Here is a 17,843-nt window from a genome sequence, read left to right on the forward strand (position 1 = left end):
CTGAGTTAGTGACGGAGTCGACGGCAGCGCTAGCGGCCTTCGCGCCGGCGCCGGTTCGGTTATCTGCCCAGTTGGGGGTCGCTCGTGAGTTGCCGGCCGTTTTCGAGCCGGCCGGCCAGGACGCGGATGAGTTTCGGGTCGGTGGCGGAGGCGATGGTCAGGTCGTACCAGCCGCCCTGGGTCGGGATGACGACGATTTTGCCCTGGCCCGGGTTGAGTGAGAGCGTCTGGGAGCCGGCGCCGTAGGCGTCCTTGAGCGTGAGGGTCGCGCCCGCGGAGCCGGTGTTCTCGATCCGGAACTGCGCGTGCGGGGACTTGCCGTCAGCGGTGACGGTGACGCGGAGGTCCGCTGCCGCCGTCGTGCCTGCGAGGCGCCGGTACCAGCCTGCGGGTCCGTGCATCTGTACGTCGTACTCGGCGCCGAGTGCCCAGGACGCGTCGAGTGACGCCGCTGCACCGATGGTGTAGGAGTACGGGGCCTGCGGGAGAAGGTTGGAACGGACCTGCACGTGCGCGCCGAGCGTACCCCGGTTCCCCCAACGGGCGGTCAGCTTCCCTGCCTCGATTCTTGTTTCGACGTCGAGGGCGTAGCCGAGCGCGCGGGACGGGCGCGTGCCCTTCTCCTGCGCGGGCATGCTGTTCACTGCCGGAGGCGTCGGAACGTAGTCCGGATGGCGGTTATGGTCAGCCGGCTTGTAGGCCGAGGTGTCCGGCAGGGCCGGCGCCCTGCCGCCGCGGCCGGAAAAGTCGAAGGCGCTGGTGAGGTCACCGCTGACCGCGCGGCGCCACGGCGTGATGTTTGGCGACTTCACGCCGAAGCGGGTCTCGAGGAAGCGGATGATCGAGGTGTGGTCGAAGGTCTCGGAGCAGACCCAGCCGCCCATGCTCCACGGGGAGAGAACAATCATCGGCACGCGCACGCCAAGGCCGAAGTGGCCCGGGACGTCCTTGCCGCCGTAAAACGTCGGGGTGCCGTCGTACCACTCGCCGGCGGTCGAGACCGTGGAGGCGCCCGGGATCTGCGGGGTGTTGGGGTGCGGCGGGACGATGTGGTCGAAGAAACCGTCGTTCTCGTCATACATGTAAAGAACTGCCGTCTTGCTCCAGACATCCGCGTTGGAGGTGAGGATGTCCAGGACGTTCGCCGTGTACCAGGCGCCGAAGTTCGGCGGAAAGTTCGAGTGCTCCGTGTAGGCCTCCGGGGCCACGATGTAGGAGACCTGCGGGAGCGTGCCCGACTTCACGTCCTCGCGGAGGATCCGGAACAGGTCATCGCCTGCCTTCGCGTTCGTCCCGGTGCGGGCCTTCTCGTACAGCGGGCTTCCGGGCTGCGCGTTCTGGTACTGCTTGAAGTACAGGAGCGAGTTGTCCCCGTAGTTGCCGATGTACGCATCGTCCGTCCAGCCCCACGAGCCGGCGGCGTCGAGGCCGGCACCGATGTCCTGGTAGACCTTCCACGAGACTCCGGCCTTCTCGAGCTCCTCAGGGTAGGTGCTCCACCAGTAGCCGTTCTCGCCGTTCCACAGGTCGGGGCCGCCGCCCTTGCGGTCCGGGTCGTCGCCGCCGGTGAACATGAAGTAGCGGTTCGGGTCCGTGGGGCTCAGTGCGGAGCAGTGGTACTGGTCGCAGACCGTGAAAGCGTCGGCGAGGGCGAAGTGGAACGGGACGTCCTTACGCTCGTGATGGGCCATCGTTGCATCGGACTTGGCCGGAAGCCACTGGTCATACTTGCCGACGTTGAACGCCTGGTGCGTGAGCGGCCACGAGTGATCAAGGTCCTCCATGAATTGCATGCCGAGATTCGGTGCGTCCGGGTGGTAGGGGAGGACGTCACGGCTGCCGTTGTTCTGGTGCCACACGTCCTTCCCGCTCGGCAGGATCGCGGGGTGTGGATCGCCGAACCCGCGCACGCCCTTGAGCGTGCCGAAGTAGTGGTTGAACGAGCGGTTCTCCTGCATGAGGATCACGACGTGCTCGACATCTTTGATCGATCCCGTGGCCCGGTTCGCGGGGATCTCCGCGGCCCGGGCGATGCTCTGCCCCAGCATCTGCGAGATAGCGGTGCTGGCGGCGCCAGCGGCGGAAAGCTGAAGAAAACGACGGCGGTCAAAACCTGCCATGAGCTGCTCCTAATGCATTGTCTTACTGGTGGCCCCCGACGGAGTCTCCCAGTGTCGGGTAAAAGCCCGGTGTAATCGGGGTGAACAACGCGCAGCATACTTACCTAAACGACGGCGCGCGGCAGCACCCGTCGCCACCTAGGCCATCCCGTCAGTGGAAGGCCAGTCAGCTGAAATCGCGGTGGCGGGCAAGCGCGCCCTCGTTGAACGCGACACCGGCAGTGTCCCGTCAGCAGAGAGCCCCGTACCGCGGCGCTTCCTTCGTCCGCGGCCGGGCACTGCACGGAGGCCAGCGTCAGTGCAGTGACCAGGGATGCGGGGCGCGAAGGGGAAAGCGAGATGTTCTCGCCCCATGGGCACGGCCGGTGCACTCGCTGGCCCGTTGCCCACCACGCGGGATGAACGGACGACGACACCCCGGCTAACGCATGCTGAAACATTGTGGTCTGGAGTGCTTAGGCGGGCGCCCGGGCCGCGGTCCGACGGGAAAGTCAGTCACCCCCGGCCCTAGACTGGACGTCAACGAAAGGCGCTGCAGTCTGTAGCGGACCGGCAGGCCAGCGCGCCGTGCGTCACGTACGAGGATCAAATGCTGGCCATGGTGGGCATCCTGCTCGGCAGCGCATGCGTTGTCCTCATCGCCGGGTTGATCGCCGGGTCAAGGGCTCGGCGGCTCCGATCAGTGCCCCCGGCGACCGGCACAACGCCAGCCGTCGCGGCGCCGACCCACTTTCCCTTGTCGGCCGGCGCCCAGGACGCCATCGCGGCACCCCCGGGGGCGCACACGACCCCGGGGAACTGAGATGAGGGCTCTTCGGACTGCCCGGTGCGCGGCTGCGGCTCTGGTACTGGCCGGCGCTTTGGAGGCCTCGCCTGCCGTGGCGGATGACTGCGGGGTGGTCGTATTACCTGCCAGCAGATCCGCCCGTTGCCCGAGGCCGTCTCCGTGAAGAGCCGGCCCGGCCGAACACCTCCGAACTGGTACCGGTGTTGTCGTCCAGGCTAAGGACCCTGCTGTATCCGATACACCGTCCGGCCATGTTCCCTTCCTAACGAAGAGTGTCAGGTTGAAGCCGGAGACCCCATGCAGCAAATGTCAATAGACCGGTAAGGGGACCCCACGCAAAATGTGGTTAATCCCTGACATCCGATTGGGGTGCGCCCCGAGCGGACGGTCAATCGCTCCCCCCGTATTCCGATCACCTCTGATTTCGAACTCCAGTTCTGACCGCAAGAGCCAGTTTCCGTAATGCCGGTGGACTGGAGCCGGGTGTCGGCCCGGAGGGCCCCGGTCAGGACGGTGCGCAGCTGGCTGACTCCTCGTTCCAGGGCCTCGGCGAGGGTGGTGGTGGCGATCTGGTCGATGGCGTGGCTTTGGCACAGCTGACCGATAATCGTCGCAACCTGTTCCTTCCCGCTTGCCGGTGATGAAACGGCCGGTTCGAGGGCGAAGTCGAGCCGCGTGGATAAGGCCACGGGATCGATGAAGCGGTAAGTCACGTTGGCCTGGACGCTGACGTAAATACTTCCGGAAATGTCAGTTGCGCCCGGCGCGCGCCCTGCGAGCCGCCGCGACGGCCGTGTTCCAGTCTTCAGGCCGCCCAATTTAGTGACAGATCACGCTAAAGTGTCCGTATGCCCAGGATTTCGGCCGCGAGCAACGCCGCCCAACGTGCCGAGACCCAGCGCCGCATCCTAACCGCCTTCGGCGAGCTCCTGTTCACCCACGGACTGCCGGGCCTGACCATGACCGACGTGGCCCGCCATGCCAGAATCGGCCGCACCGCCGTCTACAACTACTATGCAGACATCGAAGAGCTCCTTATCGCCTACGCCCTGGACGAGACGGAGCGGTTCCTCCTGGACCTGCGGGAATCACTGGACTCGCTGGAGAATCCGGTGGAGCGGCTGGCCGTCTATGTTCGTGCCCAGGTGGAGGACCTGAGCCGCCGGCACCTGCCTCCGGGGCCGGCCATGGGCGCTGTCCTCTCGCCGGCATCCTTCGCGAAACTGGCAGACCACGTCGGCGAACTGAGCGTGCTCCTGCAGGGCATCCTCCGCGACGGCATGGCCCAGGGGTACCTGCCCCCGGCGGACATCGCACACCTCGCACAGCTCATCCACGGCACACTGTCCTCGAGTGCCGCCCGGGGCGACGGCGCGGGCCGGGATTCCGAGGCCGAGGCGCGGATTGCGCGGACCGTGCGGTTCATCCAGCTTGGGGCCGGCGCCAGGTTCGACGGCCGCGGCCGTCCCCTTCGCGCCGGCGCCTAGCGACCCACTGACTGAGTACGGCTAGCCGGTGGACGGCAGCGGCGTCGGGACCACGGGCAAGGTGGGATCCTCGACAACGCGCCGGTCCTCGCGGGGGCAGCTAAGCTTGCCCGGCGTCTGGTCCACCAGCTCCGGTTTGGCCAGCTCCTTGTAATCGGCGGTGAGGATAACGTCGACGCTGGGGTCGGTGCGGCCGTCCTGGAAGTAGTCCGAGCCGGGCACGTTGCGCTGGACGCTGAACGCCGCCGACTGGCCCGCGGCCCCTGAGACGACCATCGCGACCCCGCGGTAGCTGGACGTCGTGTTGGCCACGGCGCCCACCATGAACTTGCGGACGGCGAACTCGTCGGCCACGCTCCGCGCCAGGCCCGCCCGGCTGGTGGAGTTGTAGATGTTGAGGTTGATCCTGTCCGGCGGCGTGTAGTCATATGTGGCGGCCGGACACACGGATGCTGCCGCATGGCTTCGCTCCGTCGTCGAAAGCTTGATCTGGCCGTTCATGATCTCCATGGCTACCACGATCGCCGAGACAAGCAAGCCGACGAGCAGGACCAGAACGACGCCATGGAGGATCCGTCGTCGCAACCGGACGGGATTGTCCAGCGTGTCGTCCTGCTCCACGAATGTGGCCCGCAATTCGGAGCCGGTGACAACCCGGTGACCGTGCAGGACGGAGACGTCCGTAGGCTTCCTAGCCATTTATCACCAAAACCCGTGCGTGGATGGCCGTGCGCTGGTGCAGCGCGGTCCGGACAGCACGGTGCAACCCGTCCTCCAGGTACAGCACGCCGCGGAATTCCACGACGTGCGGGAACAGGTCACCGAAGAACGTCGAATCCTCCGCCAGCAAGGCTTCCAGGTCCAGGGTGCGCTTGGTGGTCACCAATTCATCCAGCCGGACCGGGCGCGGCGGCAGGGCCGCCCAATCCTTGGGCGTGTTGTAACCATGGTCGGGGTACGGGCGTCCCTCGCCCACAGCTTTGAATATCACCATGCCAGCCTAGGGAACTTGGCGGACCAAAGGAATCAAAGTCCCCGTCCGGCGGGAGGTTGTAGCCAAATGGTAACCATTTGTCACACCTGACGTGTGCCCGTCACCGTCGACGCGGGGCCCTCGCCCGGCTACACACTTCTCACACCCGAACGCGCGGCTGACAGAATGGGTACATGACTTCACCCGAGACTCCAGCCGTCCCGTCGCCGTCGGCTCCCCCGCTGGCCCTGCTGCTCGACGTCGACGGTCCGGTGGCGAGCCCGGTCACCCGCGACGTCCAGCCTGGCATCATCGCGGACCTGCTGGCCTTGGCCGCCGCGGGGGTTCCCATCGTCTTCAACACCGGCCGCTCGGATGCCTTCATCCGGGAGCAGGTCATGGAACCAATGATCGCGGCGGGGATGCCGGCCGGCATCATCATCCACGCCGTCTGCGAAAAGGGCGCCGTCTGGTTCAGCTACACGGCTGCCGGCCCCGGGCCCGTCCATGTGGACAACGAACTCGCCATCCCGCGCACGTTCGGCGACGACGTCCGCCGTCTCGTCGCCGAGGACTACTCCGCCCACATGTTTTTCGACGAAACCAAACGTGCCATGGTCTCCGTCGAACAGCACATCACCGTCGCCAACGCCGACTACCGCGCCGAGCAGGAACTCTTCGACGCCGATGCCATGGAGCTGATGGTGCGGCACGGTCTCGGCGTCGTACGGCTGGACCACCACGCCCCCGATTCGGACGACCAGATCAACTTCCGTGTGGACCCCACCATCATCTCCACGGACATCGAATCGGTCCGGCTTGGCAAGGATCTGGGAGCGAGCCGGGCCGTGGAGCTCCTGGCCGCCCAAGGCATCACGCCGCAGGCATGGCGCACCGTGGGCGATTCCCGGACAGACTACGCCATGGCGGACTGGCTGCACCACAACGACCACACGGTCAAGCACGTCGACGTCCGGCCCGCCGACGGCGTCCCCGCGAAACCGTACGGGATCCTCACGGCGGCCGATCTGGGCCTTGCTGCGGACGTGATTCACGACGACGCCGGCGCGGCCTTCCTCCGCCACTGGCTGGGCCTCGTCACGGTCTGACGACCGGCCCGGGCGCGGTGTTCCCGCAGTGGCCCAGGCCAGCTTCCGCCGCGATTTTTCGCCGCGCGTTATCATGCAAGTAAGCAGCAAACACTCAGAGAAGCCGGAGCGACGACATCACAGACGCATTGATCCAGGACGAGATCTACTATGGCGGCCAGGCGTCCGAGGACGCCCACGACGAGGTCACCTCGGCGGCCGCCGGTGCCAGGTTCAGGGCCCGCACGGATGTGGTGCGTCGGCGCGGACGGTATGCCCTGATCAATGAGAACCGTACGCCGTACCAGGCCATGGTTGAAGATCTGATGTTCATCCGGTCCGTGCTCGCCGCTGCCGGCCTGGACTACCTCCTGGTCCGCGGCAACAACCACCGGCCGGTCATCGCCGTGGACTGGAAGAACCGCAAGGAGCTCCGGGCTGCGCTCGTGGAGGCCTGCCGCGACGAGCCTTTCTACTCCATGAGCGTCGATGCGAAGAAGAAGTCATCGGTGCTGGTGGCCGACGGGGAGCTCTCCCCCAACCGCCAGTCGCGGATATTCCGGCTGTACCGGCCCCGGGTCGAGCCGGAGGGCGGCTTTGAATTCGGCGCCTCGGCCGGCGTCCAGCTTGAACTTTGGAGCTTCGAAGGGGATCAATTGATCCTCCCGATCGAGAACTCCCTTACCCGTCGCACCATGCTCAGGCAGGACGCGGTCCGCGGCACCGTGGAGCGCTACGGCCACACCTGGCCCACCATCGAGAACATGTTCGCGGACCACGCCAGCGACATCAGCTTTGACATTGATCTGGTGTTTTCCTGGGTGGACGGCTCCTCCCCCGAATACATCGCAGCGCGCCGAGCCCGCATGGCCGGCGTCGTGGTCGGCGAAGGCGATGACCACGAGGCCCGCTTCCGCCAGATTGACGAGCTGAAGTACGCGCTGCGTTCGGTCTACATGTTTGCGCCGTGGATTCGCCGGATCTTCATTGCCACGGACTCCCCCACGCCGTCATGGCTGGCGGAACATCCGAGTGTGACGATCGTGCGCAGCGAGGAGTTCTTCGCGGACCCGTCGGTACTGCCGACCCATAATTCGCAGGCGGTGGAGTGCCAGCTCCACCACATCGAGGGACTCTCCGAGCACTTCCTGTACTCCAATGACGACATGTTCTTCGGCCGGGCCGTGGGACCGGACATGTTCTTCACGCCGGGCGGAATCACCAAGTTCATCGAGGCGGAGACGAGGATAGGGCTCGGCGACAACGACGCCGAGCGCAGCGGTTTCGAGAACGCTGCACGGGTGAACCGCAAACTGCTCTGGAACCGCTTTGGCCGGATCACCACCCGCCACCTCGAACACACCGCGGCGCCGTTGCGGCGCTCCGTCGTGGCCCGGATGGAGCAGGAGTTTCCGACCGAATTCGCCAAGACCGCCGCGAGCACCTTCCGTGCGGCAGACAACATCTCCGTAACCAACTCGTTCTACCACTACTACGCACTGCTCACCGGACGCGCCGTCACCCAGACGGCGGCGCGCGTGAAGTACGTCGACACTACGGCGCGTGCTGGCCTCAACTACCTGCCCAAGCTGCTCGCCAAGCGGAACATGGATTTCTTCTGCCTGAACGACGGCAGCTTCCCTGAGGTCCCGGCGCAGGAGCGGGCAGAGGTTGTGACGGACTTCCTGGAAAAGTACTACCCGATCAAGGCACCCTGGGAGAAGTAGATCCGGACAAGCACTGCTGCCAGTGCCGCGGGTCCGCCGGTCTGCGGGGGTCCTAGTTGCGGGTCGTCACGCGGCGGTGGCCCGGCGTCTTGGCCGGGTCCTCCAGCCGCGCTTTTCGCGGGATCCGGATTCCAGCGGCCGCAATCCGCCGCTGTGCCTCCTCGGCAGAGACGAGCTCTCCCACCGCAGGGGTGTCCCCCAGCAGGACTACCGAATGCACGATCGTGTGTTCGTAGACGTGCACGAGGTTGAAGGCCTGCCCGCCGTCGCGTCCGCGCGTGCCGCCCACAGAAACGTTCAGGTCCTGGGTGTAGCAGGTGGCTGACGCCACTGAGACCGGAATGCCTGCGAACGTCGCGGTCGTGGAGTAGTGCAGATGGCCGCCGAGGATCGTGCGCACGTCGGAATTCCGCAGCACACCGGCCAGCGCAGCCTGGCCGCGCAGTTCAACGAGGACCGCAAGATCCAGCACGGAGGGAACCGGGGGGTGGTGCAGGGCCAGGATGGTCCCGTCGGGGGCCGGGGTGGCCAGTTCCGAGGCCAACCAGTCCAGCTGGGCGGGGCTCAGCTCACCATGGTGGAACCCGGGCACGGAGGTGTCCAAGGTGATGACCCGCAGTCCGTTGATGAAGTAGCTGTGGTCCACCGGGGAGTCATTGCCCGGCTGATCCAGAAGCCCGGCCCGGAAATTGGCCCGGTCATCGTGGTTTCCCATCGCCCAGATAACCTTGGCGCCCATGGCTTTGCAGGCGGGTTCGACGATGGCGCGGAGCTTGGCGTAGGCCTCGGCTTCGCCCAGGTCGGCCAGGTCCCCTGTGAAGATCACCGCTTCGGGGCGCGCGCCCGAAGCATGGACTTCGTCGAAGAGTTGTTTGAGTCGGGCATCGCTGTCTACTACGCCGTGAAGGGGTTGCGGACCGCCCAGCAGGTGGGGATCGCTCAGGTGAAGTAGGAAATGACGTGGCCGGGGGTGCTCGGCCTCGATGAGCTCCATTGCTACCTTCTTGGTTGGGTGGAAGCGGTGCCTCCAGTGTCCCTCTCAGTAAGGACTATCCAACCAGACATTGGGCGAACAATGTACAAACTTGGGCGGGCATGTTTGAAAAATACCGGTTAAGAGTCTGCCGGCCCTCATATTCCCCCACTGGCATATGGGAGGGCTCAGGCGCAGCACCACAGTGCGGCATCCCGCCTAGCGGCCAGCGGCTGGCACCGCCCTGCCCCGCGCGAGGGCGGAGGCCGGGCAGTGCCGCCTGGACGGGGCCCTGGACGACGGGCCCACCCGCTAGCTCAGGTAACCGTTCGGGTTGAGAACGAACTTCGTGGCAGCGCCGGCGTCGAACTCCGCGTAGCCCTTCGGCGCGTCTTCCAAGGCAATGGCCTTGGCATTGACGTTCTTCGCAATGTGGACCCTGTCGTGCAGGATGGCCATCATCAGCTGGCGGTTGTACTTCATCACGGGACACTGGCCTGTTGTGAAACTGAGCGACTTGGCCCAGCCCGTTCCGAGGCTGAGCGAGAGCGAGCCCTTCTGGGCCGCCTCATCCACCCCGCCCGGGTCACCCGTGACGTACAGCCCCGGAATGCCGAGTGCGCCGCCTGCCGCGGTCAATTCCATGAGGGAGTTCAGCACCGTCGCCGGGGCTTCATGGGCTCCGGCACCGTGGCCCTTCGCCTCGAATCCGACGGCGTCCACCCCGCAATCGACTTCGGGGACCCCGAGCAGCTGCTCGATCTGCTCGGCCGGGCCGCCCTTGCTGAGGTCGACCGTTTCACAGCCGAAGCTGCGCGCCTGCTTCAGACGGTCCTCGTTCATGTCACCGACGATGACGACGGCGGCGCCCAGCAGTTGCGCGCTGGTGGCCGCCGCGAGACCCACGGGTCCGGCGCCGGCGATGTAGACGGTGGAGCCGACGCCTACCCCGGCGGTGACGGCGCCGTGGAACCCCGTGGGGAAGATGTCCGAGAGCATCGTCAGGTCCATCATCTTCTCCAGCGCCTGGTCCCGGTCCGGGAATTTCAGGAGGTTCCAGTCGGCGTAGGGCACCAGCACATAGTTGGCCTGTCCCCCGACCCACCCGCCCATGTCTACGTAGCCGTACGCGCTCCCGGGTCGGTCCGGGTTGACGTTGAGGCAGATGCCGGTCTTGCGTTCCTTGCAGTTCCGGCAGCGGCCGCAGGCGATGTTGAACGGGACGGAACAGATGTCCCCGACCTTGATGAATTCGACGTCGGGGCCTACTTCCACCACTTCACCGGTGATCTCGTGCCCAAGCACGAGGTCTGCGGGAGCGGTGGTGCGGCCCCGGACCATGTGCTGGTCGGAGCCGCAGATGTTGGTGGCAACGGTTTTGAGGATCACGCCATGGCGCACCGATCGGCCCACGTTGGCGGGATTGACGCCCGGGCCGTCCTTGAGTTCGAAGCTGGGGTAATCAATGTCGATGAGTTCGACCTTGCCCGGGCCTTTGTAGGCAACGGCTTTGTTCCCTGTCATCTCTTTCCTCCTGGTTCACGGACCCCCGCGATGAGGGCCCCGTTGTGATTCACGAAGTTTTCTGATGCGCCCTCCCGCAGGAATACCCCAGGTGCTGGGCCGGCAGGCAGTCGGGACTGCGCCGCGGGTATGCCCGGAAAGTTGGAGGGTCCGGCCAGTCTAGGCGGGAAGCATGCTTAGGGGTAGGGTCCGTTGTCCCTGGCCGCGGCAGGTCATCGAAACTCAGTCGAGGGCCGCCTGGACGGCCTCCATGACCTGGGGCGCATCCGGCTCGACCGTCGGGGCAAAGCGGGCCACGACGTCGCCGTCACGGTTCACCAGGAACTTCTCGAAGTTCCACTTCACCAGGCCCGGGAGGAGGCCGTTCTTGAACTTCGTCAGCTCGGCGTAAAGCGGATGCTGGTTCTTGCCGCGGACGTCGGCCTTGGTGGTCAGGGGAAACGTGACCCCGAAATTGCGTTCGCAGAATTCGGCGATTTCGGCCTCGGCGGCCGGCTCCTGCCCGGCGAACTGGTTGCAGGGGACTCCGAGCACCTGGAAGCCCTGGTCGCGGAACTTGGTGTGGAGGGCCTCCAGGCCTGCGTACTGCGGCGTGAACCCGCATTGGGAAGCCACGTTCACCACGAGCATCACTTCTCCTTTGAAGCGGCCGAAATCAGTCTCCGTGCCGTCGATGAGGGTCAGGGGAATGGAGTGCAGAGAGGTCATGGGGGTCTTCCTCGCGGTGGTGGTGCTTCGAAGCGGGTGTTCCCGAAATGGTCACCCCTGTCATTCGATACCAACGCGCGCGGGTGTGGGTTTGTGCCCCGGGTGTCCTGCTGCAGCTACCGGCTCGGTGCCGTGGTGGGCTGTGTTGTGGCGGGCTGGGGGGTCGCCGTCTGTTCCGTGCCGGGTTCGGTCGCGGTTGCTGCGGGCGGTTCCGGCGCAGGAGTTGCTGGCACGGGAGGCGTCGGCGCTGGGGCCGCCGGCGCGGCAGTCTGTGTCAGGACGGGCGCGGCGGTGACTGATTGTGTCTGGGCTGCGGTTGGCGCGGGGGGCGGTGCAGGAATGTCAGACGTGGTGGCGGCGGGCGGGGTTGCAGTTGGGGTATCCGCCGCCGGAGTTGCCGGCGCCGGCGTCTCACTGGGCGTGACCGGCGGCGTCACGCTCGGCGTGGGCGTCACGCTGGGCGTGGGCGGCGGCGTGGGCGGCAGGCTCGGCGTGGGCGGCGGCGTTGCCGTCCCCGGCGGTTGCGTCGGCGGCGTTGCCGTCCCCGGCGGCTGCGTCGCACTGGGCGTCGCCGGCGCTGAAGGTGTGTCTGACGGAGTGGACGGCGGCGCGCCGGCGGCCGCTTCAGTTGCCGCAGGTGATGCTGGCGCCGCCAGTGGGACCGCCAGCGGCTCCTGGGCACCGCCGGCCACCACGGGCGTCAGAGCCGTCCGGACCGGGATAGCCCAGCCCAAGCCGGCATTGGAGGCGTTGCCGGCGTCCGGCGCGTAGCTGGTCATCTCGATGGGGCCGAGCGGGTCCACTTGGCTGATGGGAATCATGGACCAATGGAGCGGATCGGTGTGCGCGCCGTTGAGGATGGTCTCGAAGTGCAGGTGGCAGCCCGTTGAGTTTCCGGTGGTCCCCACCCTGGCAATGACTTCACCCACGCGCACAGAGTCCCCCTTCTTGACGGCGATTGCCTCCAGGTGGTTGTAGGTCGTGATGAGGCCGTTGCCGTGGTCGATTTCCACGCGGTTGCCCCCGCCCCAGGGATGCCAGCCCACGGCCCGTACCACGCCGGCGTCGGCCGAATAGACACGCGTGCCGCAGGCGGCGGCATAATCCTGGCCCCAGTGGAATTCACCTGCAGATCCTGTCAGCGGGCTGGTGCGCAGCCCGAAAGGGGATGTCGGCACCAGCGTTTCCAGAGGGGCCATGAGTGAACCAACCGGCGGCCGCTTCAGACCGGCGGACGCCACATTGAGTTCGCCGCCGACCCCCTCTTTCGTCGCCGTCTCGACTGTGGACCGGCTAAATGCCACAAGAGCCAGGGCGTCCGCAGTAAACCCGCCCGGAGCGGCCGATGCACTCGGCATGCCCGGCGTGGCCGGCGACTCCGCAAGGACGTCTGCGCCCGGGTCCAGCGTCGCCGGCCCCACGACGCCTGTCGCGGGCATCGCGCCGGGCACGACGTAGGACACGCCGCCTGCCAGCCCCTGGAACCCGAAGGTCAGGACGGCCAGTGACAGGCAGACGCCTCCGGATATGCAACGCACGGCAATAGTCCGTGCCCTGACCGATCGCTCACTCGATGAGTTTCCCCAGTGTTTTCCCACGATGTGACTCCCGCAGTATGTCCGCCAGACCCCAATCTCGACGGACTCACCTATCTATGTGAACACAGTCGGCCGGGTCTGTGAACCGCCAAAGCCATCCTTTTGAGCACCCAAACCGGGTTCTTCTCACACCACACGTACTCCGTCAGTGGCGGCCCAGTAGTTCCGCACGCAGAAGCAGGTGCTGGGTAACGCACGGGTGGGTAAGAATGAAGTAACCCGGGGTGCGGGATTCGCTGGAGCGTCCGAAGGCGCAGAATTGACTATGCGCAACGTCTTCAGGGAATTGCAGGCCGAACTTAAACAGACCTTTACCGGGACGCGCGACACCGTGCCGGACTGGGTGCCGCGCCTGGCGTACGGCGACGACGCCGGCTATCACCTGCCCGGTTCGGCGGTCTGGGCCGTTCACGGGGACATGCCGACCATCGTGGCCGGCATCCGGGCCCTGTTGATGCAGGCGCTCCACCCGGGGGCACTGGCCGGGGTGCACGATCACTCCCGTTTCCGCGAAGACCCCCTGGGACGGCTGGCCGGGACGATCCGCTGGATCTTCACAGTCTCGTACGGTTCGATCACGGCAGCCCAGGCAGCCTCCGGCTGGGTGCTGCGCCTGCACGAGTCGTACGCGGAAGCTATGTGGACGCTCACGGGATCCGTCGAAGCTACGCTGCGAACGATCCCGAGCTGCTCCGCTGGGTCCACATTGCCTTCACCGATGCCTTCCTCTCCGCCCACAAGATGTGGGGCGGCCCCATTCCGGGGGGACCTGACGCATATGTCCGCGAGTGGGCCCAGGCGGGCCGGCTCATGGGCGTGGACTCTCCGCCGCTCAGCGAGGCGGAAATGCGCCAGCAGCTGGACCGCTGGTACGACGACGGCGAGCTCCGCGGGGATGACCGGGTCGCGGAAACCGTGGCGTTCATTCGCGATCCGCCGCTCCACCCGGCACTCAGGCCCGGCTACCGTGTGCTGTTTTCTGCCGCGGTGGCGAGCCTCGAACCGAAGTACCGGGAGCTGCTCGGCCTCCGGACTGCACGGCTGGGGCCCATTCCGCTGCCGGTGGCGCTGGCCACGCGGGCGACGCTCGCCGTCGTCCATCTTGCCATGGGCCGGACGGGCCCGAGCGAGCAGGCAGCACGTGACCGCCTCCGCCGGCTCGGCTATCCGGGGTGAGGGTTAGCCCGTTAGCCGGGTGCCACAGAATGCAAAAAGGCCCCGGTCCAAGGGACCGGGGCCAACCGCGGAGAATGGGGGATTTGAACCCCCGAGGGCGTTAACCCAACACGCGTTCCAGGCGTGCGCCATAGGCCGCTAGGCGAATTCTCCAGTAGCTTCTGAAACAAAAGCAGATACTAGAATACCTGAACTTTGCGGCATCGCCCAATTGGGCCCTTCCGCCTCCCCCGCGGGACATGCCCCACCTTCGAAACCAGGAGCGGACATAGTCCCATCCCGCCCATCCCCGGGCCCGAAAAATGGGCATGTCCCCCAATCTGGGCCCACCGGACCCGACGCCCGCCCCGACCTCCCCCGCGGGACATGCCACACCTTCGAAACCAGGAGCGGACATAGTCCCGTCCCGCCCATCCCCGGGCCCGAAAAATGGGCATGTCCCCCAGGAAATCCGGGGCCGGATTGGGTGGATTCGGGGCACACTCAAACGTCGGGTAAACTTGCTGACGGCCCCTCATGTGGCGTCATCCTGTTGAACTCCCCCAGGACCGGAAGGTAGCAAGGGTAAATGGGCTCTGGCGGGTGCATGGGGGGTCTTTTATGTCTGTGCCGATTGGTAGGGTTGATCTGTGACTGTTACTACTGCCCTTTACCGTAGATACCGGCCCGATTCGTTCGCGGACGTAATCGGTCAGGAACATGTCACGGAGCCGCTGATGACGGCCCTGCGCAAGAATCGCGTCAACCACGCGTACCTGTTTTCCGGCCCTCGCGGCTGCGGCAAGACCACGTCCGCCCGCATCCTGGCACGCTGCCTGAACTGCGCCGAAGGCCCCACCGATACGCCCTGCGGCACGTGCCCCAGCTGCATCGAACTCGCACGCGGCGGCTCCGGCTCCCTGGACGTCATCGAGATCGACGCGGCCAGCCACGGCGGTGTCGACGACGCCCGCGACCTCCGCGAGCGCGCCACGTACGCCCCCGTCCGCGACCGCTACAAGATCTTCATCATCGACGAAGCCCACATGGTCACTTCGGCCGGCTTCAACGCCCTGCTCAAGATCGTGGAAGAGCCTCCGGAACACATCAAGTTCATCTTCGCCACCACGGAGCCGGACAAAGTAATCGGCACCATCCGATCGCGCACGCACCACTACCCCTTCCGGCTCGTGCCTCCTGAGCCCCTCATGGCGTATCTGGAACTGCTCTGCACCCAGGAAAACGTCCCCGTGGCGCCCGGCGTTCTCTCGCTGGTGATCCGCGCAGGTGGCGGTTCCGTGCGCGACTCGCTCTCCGTCCTGGACCAACTCATGGCCGGCGCAGGACCGGAGGGCCTGGATTACGAACTCGCCGTCGCCCTCCTCGGCTACACCCACGCCTCGCTGCTGGACGACGTCGTCGAGGCCGTCGCCGCCTCCGATTCCGCCACCGTGTTCCGTGCCGTGGACCGGGTCATCCAGACCGGCCACGACCCCCGCCGCTTCGTGGAGGACCTCCTCGAGCGCTTCCGTGACCTGATCATCGTCCAGGCGATGCCCGAAAGCGCCCAGTCGATCCTCCGCGGCATGCCCGCGGACCAGATCGCACGCATGCAGAACCAGGCGCATAACCTTGGGGCTGCCGAGCTCTCCCGGGCGGCGGACGTCACCAACACCGCACTCACCGAAATGACCGGCGCCACTTCGCCGCGGCTGCACCTTGAGCTGCTGTGCGCCCGCATCCTGTTGCCGAGCTCGGAACAGACCGAGCGCGGCATTGCCGCCCGGATCGACCGCGTCGAGCGCCGCCTCAATTACGCAGGGAACGACGTCGGGACGCCGGCGCACGCCGGCCCCGCATCGGCGTCGGCTGCTTCCGCGCCCCCCGCCCCTGCCGCCGTCCCTGTCCCCGCCGCCGCCGTCTCCTCCGCCGTCCCCGGCCGGGAGGTTCCAACGCCGGCTCCCGTGGCGACTGTCAGCGGGCCCGCTGCGCCCGCGGCACCGGTCCGGGCATCCGTACCCGCCGCTGCCCCGGCGCCCGCGGAGCGCGTCGAAGCGGCCCGGGAACCGCTGACAGCTCCGCGCGTGAGCACGAACGACTGGCCTGTGGACGAACCCGCGCCAGCGAGCCGGATCCCCTCGGGCCAGGCCCCGGCAGTACAGGCGTCCGCCCCGTCCCAGGCCGTGCCGCCGCAGCAGTCCACACACGCCCAGCCACGCCCGGCGCAGGCCCCGCCCACCCCGGCCGCCGCCCCCGCACCGGAACCTGCACGTACACCGGCACCGGTGTCAGGGCCCGGGCCCGACGTCGAGGTTCTCCGCCGCGCGTGGCCCGAGATCCTGCAGACGCTGACCAGGATCAAGCGCAGCACGTGGGCCTTGGTGGAACCGAACGCGCAGGTCGGCCACTTCGAAGACCAGATCCTGACGCTCGCGTTCACGACGTCGGGCCTGGCCGGCGCCTTCGGCCGTGCCGACCACGCCGAGAACCTGCGGCAGGCGATCCACAAGACAATCGGGATCGACTGCCAGATCAAGGCCGTTGCCGGCGGAAGCAACAGCGCAGCGAGCTCTGAGCCAGACCCAAAAGCATCCGCTAGCCGGGACGTCCCGGCAACGTCCACTGACGCAGACTGGGGCCTGGTCCCCGCCGCCCCGGCGCAAAACGGACCCGCCCAGGTCTCCCCGGCCGGAACGGAGCTGTCGGGAACCGCGCAGGCTCCGGCGACGGTTCCGGCGGATCAGGCCTCGCCGGTCCAGCCACCGGTCACACCCGTCCCTTCCCCGTCGCCGGCGCACGTGCCGGCATCCGCGGCTGACGGCGAACAGCTGGGCGCCGCCCCGGACGACGCCGGCTCCTACGGCTACCCCGACGACGACTGGGGTCCACCGCGCGACGAGGATGCTCCGCCGCTGGACGAGGAACCGCCGACGGACTGGGAGCCCTCAGCTCCAGTGGCGCGGGCTGCCCAGTCGGCACCGGCACCGGTCCGCAAGAATGCCGCCGCTCCGGCGCGTTCCGGCGCCGCTGCAAAGACGGCCCAAGCCCACACGCCGGCCCCCCAGCCGCCGGACTCCGCCAACGACCCATGGGCCCGCGCCGTCGAGCAGGCGCCCGGCATCTGGACGATTGGCACGGACTCCAACGTCGGAAACTACTCGCCCGAGGGACCCGTCACTCCCGATCCAACACCGGAGCCGGAGCCCCCGCACTACGAGCCAGCAACGGCCCAGGTCCCGCACTACGCCGTGGCAGTGGCAGCCTCCACCGAGTATGAGCCCGTCGCTCCAACGTCAAACGGCTGGGGAGACACCGCGGAGTTGGTAACGGCCGGCGCCCCCTCGGCTCCGGTCGCAGTCAGCGCTGCGCCGGTTGCCCCGGCCGCCGCACCAGCCACAGCCCCCGCAACCCCGCCGGCGCCAAACTCCACAGGCCGGCAAAGCCTCTACCAGCGGCTGTCCAATAGTCCGGAAGCCGAGGCCGGGCGTGCCAAAGCGCCTGCCCGCGCCACGGCGGCAGCGACCACCTATGTCCAGGACATTCCCAGCGCGGACGACGAGACGATCGAGGAGTCCGGCGTCTTTGGCCGGGCCGCCGTCGAGCGCATTCTGGGCGGAAAACTGGTCGAAGAGCGGTCCCTGGACGGAAGCCCCTTGTCGCCGGGCTTCTAGCCGACCCGCCGGGCACGCAGCCCGCATCCACA

At 67.1% G+C, this 17,843-nt stretch carries 12 protein-coding genes, 1 tRNA gene, 1 other RNA gene and 1 pseudogene; 6 read left to right on the forward strand and 9 right to left on the reverse strand.

The genetic code is table 11. The features are described 5' to 3' along the window. Window positions 1-59 precede the first annotated feature (59 nt). Together AC1DCZ_RS02105 and AC1DCZ_RS02110 are read right to left on the reverse strand one after the other, a co-directional pair. Window positions 60-2,120, reverse strand: coding sequence for a phosphocholine-specific phospholipase C (locus tag AC1DCZ_RS02105; RefSeq protein ID WP_476973202.1), 2,061 nt, complete (start codon window positions 2,118-2,120; stop codon window positions 60-62). Between the two features lie 1,062 nt (window positions 2,121-3,182). Further along, a complete protein-coding gene (locus tag AC1DCZ_RS02110) occupies window positions 3,183-3,620 on the reverse strand; it encodes a hypothetical protein (protein WP_476973203.1) in 438 nt (145 codons plus the stop codon). Between the two features lie 135 nt (window positions 3,621-3,755). Between AC1DCZ_RS02110 and AC1DCZ_RS02115 the strand changes: the two genes are divergently transcribed. Continuing rightward, complete coding sequence (locus AC1DCZ_RS02115) at window positions 3,756-4,394, forward strand: TetR/AcrR family transcriptional regulator (RefSeq protein WP_476973204.1); 639 nt, start codon at window positions 3,756-3,758, stop codon at window positions 4,392-4,394. 21 nt (window positions 4,395-4,415) lie between these two features. Here the strand turns inward: AC1DCZ_RS02115 and AC1DCZ_RS02120 are convergent, their stop codons facing one another. Next, entirely contained in the window at window positions 4,416-5,093 is a 678-nt protein-coding gene (locus AC1DCZ_RS02120) for a LytR C-terminal domain-containing protein (RefSeq protein ID WP_476973205.1), read from the reverse strand. Then, entirely contained in the window at window positions 5,086-5,385 is a 300-nt protein-coding gene (locus AC1DCZ_RS02125) for a type II toxin-antitoxin system VapB family antitoxin (protein WP_476894503.1), read from the reverse strand. Before AC1DCZ_RS02125 ends, AC1DCZ_RS02120 begins: the two co-directional genes overlap by 8 nt. Before the next feature lie 176 nt (window positions 5,386-5,561). On the opposite strand from AC1DCZ_RS02125, the gene AC1DCZ_RS02130 reads away from it, so the two are divergent. After that, window positions 5,562-6,476, forward strand: coding sequence for a hypothetical protein (locus AC1DCZ_RS02130; protein WP_476973206.1), 915 nt, complete (start codon window positions 5,562-5,564; stop codon window positions 6,474-6,476). A gap of 131 nt (window positions 6,477-6,607) precedes the next feature. After that, the gene (locus tag AC1DCZ_RS02135) at window positions 6,608-8,182 is read left to right on the forward strand and encodes a stealth family protein (RefSeq protein ID WP_476973311.1); all 1,575 of its coding nucleotides are present in this window, start codon (window positions 6,608-6,610) and stop codon (window positions 8,180-8,182) included. A gap of 52 nt (window positions 8,183-8,234) precedes the next feature. On the opposite strand, the gene AC1DCZ_RS02140 is transcribed toward AC1DCZ_RS02135, so the two are convergent. The 4 genes from AC1DCZ_RS02140 to AC1DCZ_RS02155 all read right to left on the reverse strand — a co-directional run bounded on the left by AC1DCZ_RS02140 (window position 8,235) and on the right by AC1DCZ_RS02155 (window position 12,925). Beyond that, entirely contained in the window at window positions 8,235-9,176 is a 942-nt protein-coding gene (locus AC1DCZ_RS02140; RefSeq protein ID WP_476973207.1) for a phosphodiesterase, read from the reverse strand. A 291-nt stretch (window positions 9,177-9,467) separates the two neighbouring features. Beyond that, a complete protein-coding gene (gene fdhA / locus AC1DCZ_RS02145; protein WP_476894372.1) occupies window positions 9,468-10,679 on the reverse strand; it encodes a formaldehyde dehydrogenase, glutathione-independent in 1,212 nt (403 codons plus the stop codon). Between the two features lie 222 nt (window positions 10,680-10,901). Continuing rightward, window positions 10,902-11,387, reverse strand: coding sequence for a glutathione peroxidase (locus tag AC1DCZ_RS02150; RefSeq protein WP_476973208.1), 486 nt, complete (start codon window positions 11,385-11,387; stop codon window positions 10,902-10,904). A 116-nt stretch (window positions 11,388-11,503) separates the two neighbouring features. Then, complete coding sequence (locus AC1DCZ_RS02155) at window positions 11,504-12,925, reverse strand: M23 family metallopeptidase (RefSeq protein ID WP_476973209.1); 1,422 nt, start codon at window positions 12,923-12,925, stop codon at window positions 11,504-11,506. 325 nt (window positions 12,926-13,250) lie between these two features. On the opposite strand from AC1DCZ_RS02155, the pseudogene AC1DCZ_RS02160 reads away from it, so the two are divergent. Then, window positions 13,251-14,161, forward strand: a pseudogene (locus AC1DCZ_RS02160) (oxygenase MpaB family protein). A 68-nt stretch (window positions 14,162-14,229) separates the two neighbouring features. Here AC1DCZ_RS02160 and AC1DCZ_RS02165 read toward each other — a convergent pair. Continuing rightward, a tRNA-Ser gene (locus AC1DCZ_RS02165) sits at window positions 14,230-14,314 on the reverse strand. A gap of 352 nt (window positions 14,315-14,666) precedes the next feature. Here AC1DCZ_RS02165 and ffs point away from each other — a divergent pair. Beyond that, window positions 14,667-14,763, forward strand: an RNA gene (ffs, locus tag AC1DCZ_RS02170) — signal recognition particle sRNA small type. Window positions 14,764-14,790: 27 nt separating this feature from the next. Further along, complete coding sequence (locus AC1DCZ_RS02175) at window positions 14,791-17,811, forward strand: DNA polymerase III subunit gamma and tau (RefSeq protein ID WP_476973210.1); 3,021 nt, start codon at window positions 14,791-14,793, stop codon at window positions 17,809-17,811. Window positions 17,812-17,843: the final 32 nt, after the last annotated feature.

Source organism: Arthrobacter sp. 10N418 (assembly GCF_056394725.1).